Annotated in this window: 10 protein-coding genes; 4 read left to right on the top strand and 6 right to left on the bottom strand. The window is 71.5% G+C overall.

The genetic code is table 11. The features are described from left to right. A complete protein-coding gene (locus tag ABZ470_RS11935) occupies nt 1-666 on the bottom strand; it encodes an isoprenylcysteine carboxylmethyltransferase family protein (protein ID WP_352015823.1) in 666 nt (221 codons plus the stop codon). Next, entirely contained in the window at nt 663-1,586 is a 924-nt protein-coding gene (locus ABZ470_RS11930) for an AfsA-related hotdog domain-containing protein (RefSeq protein ID WP_362911320.1), read from the bottom strand. Before ABZ470_RS11930 ends, ABZ470_RS11935 begins: the two co-directional genes overlap by 4 nt. A gap of 747 nt (nt 1,587-2,333) precedes the next feature. Here ABZ470_RS11930 and ABZ470_RS11925 point away from each other — a divergent pair. The 4 genes from ABZ470_RS11925 (at nt 2,334) to ABZ470_RS11910 (ending at nt 5,640) form a co-directional block, all read left to right on the top strand. Continuing rightward, nucleotides 2,334-3,185, top strand: coding sequence for a maleylpyruvate isomerase N-terminal domain-containing protein (locus ABZ470_RS11925; RefSeq protein WP_362911319.1), 852 nt, complete (start codon nt 2,334-2,336; stop codon nt 3,183-3,185). Nucleotides 3,186-3,413: 228 nt separating this feature from the next. Next, on the top strand, nt 3,414-3,575 hold the full coding sequence (locus ABZ470_RS11920) for a hypothetical protein (protein WP_362911318.1): 162 nt from the start codon (nt 3,414-3,416) through the stop codon (nt 3,573-3,575). A 62-nt stretch (nt 3,576-3,637) separates the two neighbouring features. Continuing rightward, nucleotides 3,638-4,648 (top strand): MvdC/MvdD family ATP grasp protein, encoded by a 1,011-nt coding sequence (locus ABZ470_RS11915; protein WP_362911317.1) that lies wholly within the window; start codon nt 3,638-3,640, stop codon nt 4,646-4,648. Beyond that, complete coding sequence (locus ABZ470_RS11910) at nt 4,645-5,640, top strand: TIGR04500 family putative peptide maturation system protein (RefSeq protein WP_362911316.1); 996 nt, start codon at nt 4,645-4,647, stop codon at nt 5,638-5,640. Before ABZ470_RS11915 ends, ABZ470_RS11910 begins: the two co-directional genes overlap by 4 nt. 12 nt (nt 5,641-5,652) lie before the next feature. Here ABZ470_RS11910 and ABZ470_RS11905 read toward each other — a convergent pair whose 3' ends face one another. The 4 genes from ABZ470_RS11905 to ABZ470_RS11890 are packed head-to-tail and all read right to left on the bottom strand — an operon-like array spanning nt 5,653 to nt 13,178. After that, nucleotides 5,653-6,339, bottom strand: coding sequence for an ABC transporter ATP-binding protein (locus ABZ470_RS11905; RefSeq protein WP_352015817.1), 687 nt, complete (start codon nt 6,337-6,339; stop codon nt 5,653-5,655). Next, nucleotides 6,329-7,297: an ABC transporter ATP-binding protein gene (locus ABZ470_RS11900; protein WP_362911315.1), complete on the bottom strand. Its 969-nt coding sequence runs from the start codon at nt 7,295-7,297 to the stop codon at nt 6,329-6,331. The genes ABZ470_RS11905 and ABZ470_RS11900 overlap by 11 nt, the downstream gene beginning before the upstream one ends. A 2-nt stretch (nt 7,298-7,299) precedes the next feature. Next, nucleotides 7,300-9,879 carry an FtsX-like permease family protein gene (locus ABZ470_RS11895; protein WP_362911314.1) on the bottom strand — a complete coding sequence of 860 codons (2,580 nt, stop codon included), beginning with the start codon at nt 9,877-9,879 and terminating at the stop codon, nt 7,300-7,302. Next, nucleotides 9,876-13,178 (bottom strand): ABC transporter permease, encoded by a 3,303-nt coding sequence (locus ABZ470_RS11890; protein WP_362911313.1) that lies wholly within the window; start codon nt 13,176-13,178, stop codon nt 9,876-9,878. Before ABZ470_RS11890 ends, ABZ470_RS11895 begins: the two co-directional genes overlap by 4 nt. Nucleotides 13,179-13,243 lie beyond the last annotated feature (65 nt).

Genomic DNA, 13,243 nt, shown 5'->3' with positions numbered 1-13,243 from the left:
TCACCACACTCCGGGGACGACGCGGGGGTGGCCGGTGGCGTAGTCGCGGTAGGCGGGGATGGCCAGCAGTTCCCGCTCCTCGACGTGGATGCGCCTGGCGATGGCCAGGGCCAGGACGACCAGCAGCGCCACGCTGAACGGGTTGAGGAAGAACAGCACCAGCCCGGTGTGCCCGAGCAGCATGCCCGCGTAGGCGGGGTGACGGACCACCCGGTACGGCCCGGTGCGGACGATCACGTGGTCGTCGCGGCGGATCACGTGGTGCGAGTAGAACTGCCCGAGCGTGCGCATCGCGATCTGCCGCAGCGCCACCCCGGAGACGAACATCAGGGCGGGCAGTACGGCCAGCGGGCTCAGCCGCTGCCAGGGGAACGGCCCCAGGAGCGCCGCGGCGATCACGGCGACCCTGGCGCCTCCGTAGAACAGGAGGGTGGCGACCTCGCGGGGCGGGGCGGACGGCCTGCGGAACGTGACGGGCGTCTCCAGGGCGACCCAGACCAGGTTGGCCACGGCGAAGACGGCGGCGGCCAGGTGCGGTGGCTCACCCGCCCGGCCGAGGTGCACGACCAGTCCCGCGACGTTGGCGGTCACGGCGAGCAGGAACAGCACGGGGATGATGTAGCCGGTCCACGCCCTGGGTGTGACCGGTGAGGGGGTGCCGCTCACTCCTGTTCTCCGTTCTGGCGAATCCTCTGGTAGGAGGCGGGGCTGAGGGCTCTGGAGCCGTAGGACAGCGAGCCGATCGGCACGCCCTGGCCGGTCGCCGTCCCACGGCTCACGGTGAGGTCGAAGGTGCCCCGGTTGCCCCGGGGCGGCTGGGTCGGCCAGCGCAGTGTGAGCCGTTCGGCGCGTGGGGGCGCGGCGGGCAGGTCCGCGGCCAGTCTGAGCCAGAGCATCACCGCGTCGCGGGGCCGTTCGTGCGCCAGGTGACTGGCGGCGGTCGCGAACTGCCGCCCCGCCTCGATCATCTCCTCAAGGCCGTAGTGCTCGTTGCCGTGCCTGAACAGGAAGTGCCCGACGGGCGGGGGGACGAGCGGCACCACGTACTCCTCGCGCTCACCGTCGTGGGAGATCGTGGGTTCGCCGATCAGCACGTTCCTCGGGTCGGCGCGGTGCGCGAGCCCTCCCTCGATCGGCGCCGGGGACACCGCGGGGCCCTGTTCCTCGGGGGACTCCGGCCTCGGCTCCTCCGTGAGGGCGACCGTGCCCGCGCACACCGGCCGGTCCTCCTGCAGGGCCAGTACGGTCCACTCCCCCCGCTCGTCCGAGAGTTCGGCGGACAGGTCGATCCCGGGACCGAGTTCGCACATCGAGGTGAACTCGAACGACAGGCGCACCCGGTGGTCCCGTGACAGGACCGCGTGGTCGCGCAGCAGGTCGAGCAGTCCGGTCACCAGCAACATGCCCGGGACGTGGTCGAGCGGGTGGTCGAAGAAGAAGGGGTGGTTCTGGTCCACACACAACGTGGCGCCGTACCGCCCTGGCCGTCCCTCAGCCGTAGTGATGACGTTCAGCCAGTCCGACGCCGGAGCGCCGAACGACGTGCCCAGATGGTGATGGGATACCAATGCACAAACCTCCAGCATGGAGTGCGGTGAACAGGGTCAGGCGAATACGGCGGCCCGAAAAAACGCCACCATCAATCGAAAAACCCTCCGATCTCCCGGTGTGCGCGACCGAAAACACGGATTCAACACGACCAATTCGCGGAGCGAACATCATCGCCGGATTCGGGTTGCACATCTTCCAAATTGCTCTATTTCGGAGAATATGTTGACAGTGCCCGTTTGGAATAGGTCTGTCGTGTTACCTGGGCAAAGATGGCAATCCACCGGCGACTACGACATCCCTAAGCATCCGAAACATGGACATAGGTCACGAAAGTATGTTTTTGGCCGACCCTGATGCCCGTCCGGCGCCCCGCCCTGGACCCGCGCCGGAGCACCCCTCAGGCCTCCGATGCCCCATCCGCCCCTCACGCCGAGAACACGGCCTCACAACGGCGGCCGAAGAAAGGAGATCCGAGCCCCGGCCGCCGGCCGGTACCCGACCGAGCCCGCCCGGGGAAAGGGGACCGACTCGGCCCACAACGCGTTCCCCGGGCGTTTCTCAAGGTCAGGCCATACCTGATCGCGAAATATCCTCCATCGGGCTGCTTCCTGGTGGAGAAACCACGTCATCGGCCATTAGGTTCGTATGTTCGGATGTTACGGTGATGGAGTTTTCGGCCGCTCCCGTCTCGTGGAGGCGGATCGGCTTCCCCTCCCGGGAAACGCCATTCCGGCCCGCGAAACGCCTTTCACGAACCCCCACGCGAAAACATGGAGGCAGACGTGGCCGCGCCCATCACCCATGACCAGTGGAAGTCCGTACGTTCCGCCCTCAGGCGGGTCGGCGACCGGTTCACCGAGATGGTCGTCTCGGCGCCCGACGCCCGCGCGGAGGTGACCCCCGGCTGGTCGGTCTCCGAGACCGCCGCCCACCTGACCGTCGTCGCCTGGCTCTACACCTCCCTGGTACGGCCCGCGGAGGTGCCCAACCCGTTCCCCGTCCTGGACGGGTGGCTGGACGACATCACCGTCGACGACATCGACGACTTCAACGAGCTGACGCTGCGCGACTTCACCGAACGCGACCCGCACAGGCTCGCCGAACTGCTGAACACCCACATCGACGACCTGCTCGCCTCGACCGAGGACTTCGACCCGACGCTGCCGGTCTCCTGGCTCGGCGGCTCCCGCGTCCCGGTCGCCGGGATCCTCGCCCACCTGCTCAACGAACTGCTGCTGCACGGCCACGACATGGGACGCGCCCTCGGCATGACGTGGCGGATCGCCTCCGCGGACGCGGCCTTCTTCGTCGAGCTGTTCATGGCCGGGGTCGTCCGCCACGGTTCCGGACGACTGCTGGAGACCGGCCAGCCCCGCTCCGAACGCCCGATCGCGGTCGAGTTCCGCTCGCCGTACATCACCACCGTGACGATGGTCCTGCGCGACGGGCGGGTGACGCTCGGGGAGCCGGGGCGCAGGCCGGACGTGCGGGTGACCTTCGACCCGGCGGTCTTCAACCTGATGATGTTCGGCCGCATCGGCAAGCTGCGGGCCCTGCTCAGCGGCCGGGTGACGATCGGCGGGCCCCGTCCCTGGCTGCTGCCCGCCTTCCTGCGCGTCGTCCACATGCCCTGAGGCCATTTCCGGACTTTTCCGGATTTCTACACCCTTTCATCACTTTTCTCCTCATATCCCGACTGCTCCCCCTCGGGCGTCGGCGGCGAGGATCGTGAGCGGCTCTCATAATTCCTGGCCGATATCCGAATTTCATTCCAGGCAAGATCCAAGTTGCCTCCAAGTCCTCTCCAAGGGGCCGGATGAAGGATCGGTCTCGTTGAAGCGAGAAACCGATGGAGGTGTGGAATGACTGTTCGCATCGATGACCTGGACGGCTCCGCCGAGGTCTCTGACGAGGTACTGGGCGCCGTGGTCGGCGGTCGGCCGCCGATGACGCCCCCGACCCCGAGGTACGCCTCTTCGCTGGGCAACGGCACCCAGGGCGACCCGCTGCCCGACATTTCCTGAAAGTAAATGGATGGTGCCCGTACGGGTGCACGGGCACCATCCGCCTTCCCGCGGAGAAACCCGTGATCCTGGTAATCAGCAGAAAAGAAGACCTCGCGGTCAACCTGGTCCTGCCCGAACTCACCGAGCGAGGAATCGAAACGCTCTGGTGGGATCCGGGCGACTATCCCACCGAGAGCCGGATCACCTCGCGCCTGACCGGCGGGCGGTGGCGGCACACCCTGGTGACGAACGGCACCGAGTACGACTTCTCCCTCTTCAGCGCCGTCTGGAACCGCAGGCCCTCCCGGCCCAGGGCGGCGGACGTCGTGACGGACGAGACGCACCGCGACTACGTCCGGAAGATCGCGCGCTTCCACCTCAACGGGTGGGAGGACACCCTGGACGCGCGCTGGTTCCCCGCCCGCACCGCCGACGTGCTCCGCACCCAGAACAAGCTGCTCAACCTCGCCGCCGCCGCCGAACTCGGTTTCACCGTCCCGGAGACGACCGTCACCAACAGCCCCGAAGGACTCATCGAGGTCTGGGAGGGGACGGAGGGCCGGATGATCGCCAAGGAGGTCGAGTTCGTGGAGTTCGGGATCGACGGCATGGGCCACAACTTCTACACGACCCCGGTCTCCCGGCGGCATCTCACCGGCAGGCACCGCCTGGCCCACGCCCCCGTGATCCTGCAGCCCTACGTGGACAAGGCCGTGGAGCTGCGGATCACCGTCGTGGGCGACCAGGTCTTCACCGCCGAGATCCACTCCCAGGGCTCGAAGGCGACCCGCCACGACTACCGGCACTACGAAGGCCACTTCTCCAAGTACGCCGTCCACGACCTGCCCAAGGACATGGAACGGCGCTGCGTCGAACTGGTCCGTTCCCTGGACCTGGCCTTCGGCTGCATCGACGTGATCCTCACCCCGGAAGGCGAGTACGTGTATCTGGAACTCAACCCCAACGGACAGTGGGGATGGATCGAGGAGTTCACCGACCTGCCCATCTCCAGGGCGATCGCCGACTGGCTCGCCGCCGGAGAACCCGCCGTCGGGGCGGACGGGCCGACCCGGCAGGGGGTCCCGGCGTGAGCGGGTTCCCCGAGACGCTCGCCGGGGCCGTCGAACTGCTGCGCGAGCTGCCGCGCAGGCGTGAGGCCGTACCGGACGCCCGGAAGAGGGTCGCCGCGTGGCGCGCGGCCCACCCCGAGAGCCTGGCCCAGCTCGTGGTCGACGTACGGCCCGGCACCCCGATCGTCGACTACGACCTGGTCCTCGACCACCCCGACGGCGGCTGCGTCGCCATCACCGCCCCCGACGAGGACGGCGTCCCGTGGACGGCCGAGCACTCCACGCACTGGGCCGCGAGCAACGTGCTGTCCGTGGACGGCCAGCAGCTCTCCGTACAGACCGCCCTGTTCACGCTGAAGGCGCTCGCCGACCGCGACCGGACCGTGCACGACGACCTCATCGACTACTGCCTCCTCATCCTGGAGAGCTGGCAGGAGCCGGCCCCTTCCCAGGAGGAGCTCCAGCGGGCCTCCGACGACTTCCGCAGGCATCGCGGCCTGCACAGCCGCGCCGACATGCTGCGCTGGCTCGAAGAGGTCGGCCTGACACCCGGCGCCTACGACAACCACCTGCACTCGCTGGCCAAGATGCGCGGTTTCCGTGCCCGTAGGGAGGCCGAGTCGGCCGAGGCCTACTTCGCGGAGCACGCCGCGGAGTTCGACCGGGTCTCGGCGGTGTGGGCGACCGGCTCCGAGGAGCGGCTGATGGAGCTGGCCGGGCGCGACGACCCCTTCGCCGCGCTCGGGGAGGCGGTCGCCCGGCCGGTCGGGGACCTCACCGTCCACGTGGCCGACCGGTCGGCGTCCGAACTGCCCGCCCCGCTGCGCGAGCTGGGTGAGGGCGAGGCCACCGGTCCGGTGCCCCACCGGGACGGATTCCTGTTCGGAGCCGTACGGCGCCGCGACCCCGCGCGCCCCGACGGGCCGACACTGGCCGCGGCGGGCAGGGCCGCCTTCACCGCCTTCCTCGCCGACCGGCGGGCGAAGGCCAGGATCGAGTGGTACTGGCTGTGACCCGTCCCCGGCTCAGGCCGGGGCCAGCACCCCGTCACGGAGTTCGAGGACCCGGTCGGCCAGCGTGATCAGGGCGGGGTCGTGCGTGGCGACCAGCGCCGTGACGCCCTCGCTGCGGACCAGGGCGCGGATCAGCCGCATGATCTGGCGGCCGGTCTGCGAGTCGAGCTGGCCGGTCGGCTCGTCGGCGATCAGCAGCCGGGGACGGTTGGCCAGCGCCCGCGCGACGGCCACCCGCTGCCGCTGGCCTCCGGACAGCTCGTAGGGCCGCTGGTCGGCGTGCTCGGCCAGCCCGACGAGGGAGAGCAGCACCCGCACCCGGTCCTCACGCGCGGCCGTCGGTGTACGGCTGAGCCGCATCGGCACCCCGACGTTCTCGGCCGCCGACAGCACCGGGATCAGCCCGAACGACTGGAAGACGAAGCCGACCACGTCCCTGCGCAGGGCCAGCAGCCCCTCCTCGGGCAGCGCGGTCACCTCGTGCCCGGCGACCGTCACCCGGCCCGCGTCCGGCCGGTCCAGACCGCCGACCAGGTTGAGCAGGGTCGTCTTGCCCGACCCGGAACGCCCCCTGACCGCGACCAGCTCCCCGGGGGCCGCCTCGAAGGACACCTCGCGCAGGGCGACGACCTCCTTGGGGCCACTCCGGTAGACCCTGCGCAGCCCCTCGACGGCGACCAGCGACTCCTCAGTCCCCATCCTCGTCCTCCATCTCACCGGCCTTCCTGCCCGGACCGTCGGCGACCTCCTCAGGCCAGACGCCGATGTGGTCGCTCTCCAGCCGCAGGCGGACGCGGCGTTCCATGTTCAGCTCGCTCGTGAAGTCCCTGGGCAGCTGCAGGCGGCCGACGCGGTCGAGCACGGCGTACTCCTCCGCCACGACCAGCCCGTCCGAGGAGGCGCGGCGGAGCGTCTCGCTGCTGGTCCGCCCGTCCCTGATGCCGACGGTCCGGTCCACCTGCCCGGAGACCATGGCGTCGTGGGTGACGATCACCGTGGTGACGCCGAGTTCGCGGTTGGCCCCGCGCAGCGCGGCGAACACCGCCTCCGAGCTCTCGCTGTCCAGTTCTCCGGTCGGCTCGTCGGCCAGGATGACCTGCGGGGAGTTGGCCAGGGCGACCGCGATGGCCACCCGCTGCTGTTCGCCGCCGGACATCTCCGCCGGTCTGCGTTTGGCGCAGTACCCCACGCCCAGCAGGTCGAGCAGTTCCGTGGCCCGGTCGCGCCGCCGTCTGCCCGCCAGGCGCGTCGGCAGTTCGACGTTCTCCGCGGCGCTCAGGTAGGGCAGGAGGTTGCGGGCGGTCTGCTGCCAGATGAAGCCGACCACCTGGCGCCGGTACCTCAGCCGGTCGCGCGCCGTCATCGCCAGCAGGTCGACCCCGGCGACCCTGGCCACTCCGGCGGTCGGCACGTCGAGCCCGGACAGCACGTTGAGCAGCGTGGACTTGCCCGAGCCCGAGGCTCCGACGATCGCGACCAGCTCACCCTTCTCGATCAGCAGGTCGAGACCCTGCAGGGCGACCACCTCGACGCCCTCGGTCTTGTAGATGCGCACCAGGTTGTCGCACAGGATGTGCGCGCCCTCCCCGAAGGCGGGGCCGTGCCGTACGGCCTCGGCCTCAAGCTCCGCCAGCGAGGTGTCCGCCAGTCCGCTCACCGTCACTCTCCCTCTCTCAGGCGCGGGGCGACCGCGCGCCCGAGCGTCGCGTACACGAAGGCCCCGAGGACGGCCGCCGCCGCCAGGCCCGCGGCCAACAGGACCGGTGTGGTCAGGTCGGCGGGATAGACCTCGACCGCGAGACCCCCGGTGTAGGCCCGCAGGTCGATCCCCGGCCCCAGTACGGCGGGCAGCGCGAGACCGAGCAGCATCCCGGCCAGCGCGGTCAGCACGATCATCGGGGCGATCTCAAGCACGGTCAGCCGGCGGGCCTGGGCCGTCGACAGTCCCAGGGCCCGCAGGTGGGACAGGGTGCCGGTGCGGTCGGCGCCGCCGGTCACCAGGGCGACGAGCACCGCGGCCAGCGCGTAGCAGACCAGGGCGATCGTGACGACGGTGAAGGCCCGTTCGATCGTCGCGGTGAACGGCGCCCCCACGATGTCGGCGAGGACGTCGTCGAGGCTCGTCACCTGCACGTCCGGCATGCCGGCCGCGGCCCTCAGCTGTTTGGCGTCCATGCCGGCGCCGTCGATGAACACCGTGTTGACCGGGGAGCCGTCCGGCGGGGCCACGACCAGGGGGCCGCCGCCGTACATGCGGGGCAGGCCGACGGCGACGCCGCCGGGGGTCAGCGCGCGCGAGGTCTTGGCGACCAGTTCGATCGGCCCCCGGCCTGCGAGGTCGGGCGAGACCAGCACCGGCGCGTCCGGCAGGACCAGAGGGCTGCCGGACAGCAGAGCCCGGTAGGCGCGCGTGTCGACGCCGAGCACGATGACCTGCTGCATGTCGGGTCTGACCATGGCGGTGCTCCGCGTCGCGGGGACGACGTTCCTGACCCCGGGGACCTGCCTGATCCGCTCGACCGCCTCCGGGGTGAGGGGCAGGGCGCTGTCCAGCCGGGCGCGGGCGCCGACCTGCTGCCACCCCGAGGCCTGCTGTGTCGTGGCCAGCCCGCCGGAGATCACGGTGCCGAACACCGCGACCGCCAGCGCGGGCAGCAGGATCAGCACCGACAGCGTGGCGGCGGGCCTGGCCCTGGCCGCGAGGGTCAGGCCGAGGAACGGCACCGCGGGCCGCAGCCTGGCGGCCAGCCGTACGGCCAGGCGCAGCGGGTAGGGGTAGCAGCGCAGCACGACCAGCGCGACGGCCACGGTCAGCCCGGCGGGCACCAGGATCAGGAAGGGGTCGGAGCCCCGTTCGCCCGTCTGGGTGGTGAGTCCGCGCTGACGCAGCAGGTAGGTCCCGGCGAGGGCGAGCACGACGAGCGCGGCCTCGGCGGTGATCCGCCGGGGCGAGGGGCGGGAGGTCGCGACGTCGTCACGCCGGTCGGCGCGCGGCCACCGGTGGTCCAGGGCCTGCCCGGCGGCCAGCAGCGCGGTGACGGCCACGACGACGAGCGGGCCGAGGTGCACGAAGAGGGTGAGCGGGCCGGGCAGCGCGTAGGACAGGGCGTAGCCCACCACCCCGGCGGGCACCGCGACCGCCGCGACCGTCGCGGCGGTCGTCGCGGCGATCCCGGGCAGGGAGGCTCCCCTGGCCCGGATGAGGACCAGGCTGTGGCGCATGCGTTCGGCCAGCAGCCGTACGACCAGCGCGATCACACCGAGCGACACGGTGAGCAGGCCCCCGATGACGAACAGCAGCAGCGACTCCGCCACGCGCATCCGGCTCAAGTGCTCGTCGAGCAGGAAGTCGAGCCCGGTGTCGAGGGAGCCGGGCGAGGTGCCGTCGAGCACGACCGGGACGGCCCCCCGGAAGGCGCGCACCGCCTCGGCGAGTTCGGGTGCCCGCAGGGTCGTGACCGCGGGGCCGTTGACGCCGATCACCCACTGGTAGGTGACGTTGGGGTACATCGCGCCCAGCTCGGGCAGGGCGGTTCCGGCGACCAGCCCGGTGGCGTACCAGTCGTCGGTGTCGGCCCCGGGCTTGCGGATCTTCATGACCCGGCGGAAGGCCTCGTTGTGCCGCCAGTAGCCGCTGTCCGGCTCGATCGGCTCGAACAGTCCGGTGACCGTGGCCGACAGCTTCTGCAGACCGCCGAGCTGCACCGTCGAGCCGACGGGCATCCGCATCTCCTCGGAGGCCTGCTTCGCCAGCGCCACCTCGAACAGCGGTCCGTCGTCCAGCTTCTTCGGCTCTCCCGGCGGACGGCCCTCGACATAGCGGACATACCGCTCGGTGCCGGAGACCCAGCCCAGGTTCAGGTACTGGTAGGAGCGCACCTCGCCGTCCACGGCGAACACGGGGTTCTCGCTCTTGCGCACCATGTGGTGGCTGCTCCCGGCGCCCTGCGCCGCCACGGCCCGGCGGAGTGCGGAGGGCAGTTCCGCCCTGAACCTCCGGTCCGCGTCCAGCAGCACGGCCGGGGTGAGCGGCTCCTGCGGGGGACCGTTGCGCCTGCTGACCACCGTCAGGTCCGTACGCTTCGGCTCGCTCTTGGCCATGGCGTCACGCAGTGCCTCGTCGTAGGCGGTCTGGGTGACCTTGGGCACGGCGGCGACCAGCAGGCAGGCGCTGAGCACCAGCAGGCCGAGCACGGCGGCGACGCCCCGGTTGACCCGTACCTGTGTCCAGGGGTTCATCGGTCCTCCCCGATCCGCAGGGCGCCGCCCATGCCCCGGCGCCGCAGCGCACGGGCCAGCACGGCGACGATCGCGAACAGCAGCACGGCGACCGTGACCAGCAGCCCCAGCGTGGCCGGCCACGGGATGTCCAGCAGCACCCTCGGGGTCACGGCCGTGGCCTGGCCCGTCAGCACGATGTACGGCACGACCAGCGACGCGACGACCACGGCGACCCCGGTCCCGGCCGCCAGGGACAGGCCGATCAGGAAGGCCTGTTCGACCGCGAGCATCGTGAACACCTGCCGGAAGCCGACGCCGAGGGCGCCCAGGATGGCGAACTCGGACGTTCGCTCCCTGGCCGCGACGGCGGCGTTGACGACGAAGCCGAGGACGGCGAAGGAGAGCGCGGCCAGGAAGCCGAGCGTCAGCGCCCCCCTGAGCCCGCCGGCGAGCGGGTCGTCCCTGAGGCCGTCGGCCAGCGAGGACAGGTCGACCACGGTCGTCTCCCAGCCGGGGTGGCGGCTGAGTTCGGCGGCCGCCCCGGTGGTCTCGGCCCCGTCCGTGCTCAGCCACCACTCGGTCGGCATGCGCGGGTTGCGATGGCCGAGCATGTCCCACGCCTGCATCGTCTGCCAGTCCAGCAGTACGGCGGGCACACCGGACGTCGTCCCCGGCACCCCCTCCACGATCCCGGCGACCTTGATCACGGTGGTGTGCCGGTCGAAGGTGACCTTGGCCGTGGCGCCCGTGGTCAGGCGGAGTTTGGCGGCCAGGTCGGCGGTGAGGACGATCGGCAGCGGGCCGAGATGGTCGCCCTGCGGGGTTCCCTCGCTGAAGAACACCGTCTCCTCCCGCACCTCCTTCGCCACGGGGGTGACCGTGACCCGCTGCGGGGCGAGCGCGTCGAACGGTTCGCGGCGCGGCGGTGCCTCGAACGAGGCGGTGAACAGCCCCTCCCCGGTCTCGAAGCCACGCTCCTTGGCGGTCGTGGCCGAGAGCCCGTGGACCAGCCGCGTCCCCTCCGGCACGGTGATCTGGGCGCCGTCTCCCGTCCTGACGCCGAGCACGGCCGCCTCGAATCCGGCCCCCTCGATCGGCAGCGGCACGTCGACGACGATCGCGGCGACGGTCAGCGGGTAGGTCAGCCGCCCGCTCCGCCCGCGCAGCGGCGTCAGGTCGAGTGCCGTCTCCCGCTCCCCGAGGCCGGGGAAGAAGCGGACGGGATACCTCGTGCCCGCGCCGTCGGCGAGCGTCAGCATCAGCCCCGTGTTGGCGTAGTCCTCGGACTTCGCGGGGTCCTGGACGGTGAGGCGGGTCCGCACGAGCAGCCGGTCGGGGCGTCCGGGGATCGCCAGGCCGGGCAGCTTCGGGCGGGCCGCGGTGAGCCCGCGGGCGAGCGTGCCGATCGTCTCCTTCGACAGGTCGGGACGGAGCTTGAGCATGCCGGGCAGCTCGCTCCCGTCGACGGCCAGCAGGGTCGTCTCCTCACCCGCCAGTTCGCCGCCGCTCTGGTAGACCGGGCTGAGCGAGGTCACGCCGGGCAGCGACGTGTAGGCCGCCGCCCTGCCGAGCGGTCCCAGTTCGGCGTTCTCCGGCGGCGCGGCCACCCGCAGGTCGGCCCCGGCCTGGTGCCTGGCCTGGTCCTCCTGGGAGCCGCGCCAGGTGGCGGTGGTCGCCATGCTGACCACACCGATCGCGACGGCCATGGTCAGCAGCAGCGCGGGCCCCGAGTAGCGTCCCGGACGGCGGCTGACCTGCCAGGCGCCGAGCGCGGGCGCCAGGTCGACGCGGCGGGCGGCGAGCCGTTCCGCGATTTTGGAGACGGGCGGCACGACGCGCAGCCCGATCACGCCACCGCAGAGCAGGGCGACGGCGGGACCGGCCACGATCAGCGGGTCGATGCCCAGTTCGCCCCCGGCGGTCGCGGTGACCGGGGCTCCGTAGTGCTGCAGCTGCCACACCGCGAGCGCCGCGACGACGAGCAGCACCACGTCCGCACCCGCCCGCTGGAGCGGGCCGTACCGCTGGCCGCGCCCACGCGCCGTCTGCTCGGCCACATAGGTGCGGCGGGAGCCGCTGAGCGCGGGCAGCGTCATCAGTACGGCGCAGCCGAGCGCCACCGCGACCGAGACCACGTAGGCGGTGAGGTAACCGGACGGCCCGACGTCGACCGCGACCGACGTGCCCGACGCCCCCGCCCAGGGGATGGCGTTGACCGCCCTGAGCAGCGGCAGGGCCAGCGGTGGGGCGAGCGCGGCGCACGGCAGCGCGACCAGCAGCGCCTCCCCCGCCGCGAGCAGCGCCAGCCGTACGGCACCGCCGCCCCGGGAACGCAGCAGCGCGGTCTCCGTGCGCCGGTGGTCGGCCAGCAGCCGGGCCGTCAGCGTCAGCGCGTAGGCGGCCAGCAACAGCAGCTGCAGCACCGGCACGAGCATGGTCGAGCGGGCGACCAGGGTCGCGGTCGCGAGCTGGTTCAGCCGCTCCGGCAGGCGGGTGGCGAGTGTGCAGCCCTCACAGCCCGGCCTTCGCTTGAGCACCCCCTGCATGGCGCCGACCTCGGCGGCCAGGGGACGCAGCCCCTCCCTCGGCAGGGAGCGCAGGTCGGGAACGGCCAGCCAGGAGACCGAGGTGCCCGCGGCGAACCGGTCGAGGAACACCCCCTCGGACACCATGAGCGGTCCGTGGGTGACGTAGCCGCCGACCTCGATGCCCCGGGTGAGCAACGGCTGGCCCGTCCAGCGGCCCGAGTGGGAGTCCTTCAGTTCGAAGACACCGACGATCCTGACGCGGACCTTCGACTTGTCGAGTCGTCCCTCGACCGTGAAGGAGTCCCCGACGGCCATTCCGGTGTCCCGCGCGACGACGCCGGTGATCGCGGCCTCGACGACCTCGGTCCCGGTCTTCGGCCAGGCGCCCTTGACGAGCCGGGCGTGCTCCGCGAGACCCTGCTGGGTGCCGAACCTCAGCAGCTCCGGCTTGGACCTGCGCTCCTGTCCGGGCATGGCGTAGGAGTCCGACTGACCGTGCACCGTCACCACGACGGGCAGGCCCGCGTAGGTCTCGGCGACCTGCGCGCGCAGGGCCTTGTCCGTCGCCTCGAAGGTGCCCTCGTGCACCGGCGCGTTGACCATGGCGCCGGAGACCTCGATGGGAACGGTCTCCAGCGTACGGCGGACACCCGCGTCGACCACCGAGGTGGCGTAGACGCTCAGCCCGACCAGTGTGGTCGTGGCGAGCAGGATCGCCCCGAAAGCCGCGAACAACAGCAGTGGTTCACTGAGCGCGCGGCGCACGACCAGTGCCGTAGGCCTCGGCATGGCACCGCCTCCCCGAGCAGCGATTACATCCGTTGGCGCAACATTCCGGGTAAACGGCACCCCGG

It is taken from the genome of Streptosporangium sp. NPDC020072, assembly GCF_040631445.1.
In the GTDB taxonomy this organism is placed as follows: domain Bacteria; phylum Actinomycetota; class Actinomycetes; order Streptosporangiales; family Streptosporangiaceae; genus Streptosporangium.
This window is presented reverse-complemented; position numbering and strand designations above follow the sequence as displayed.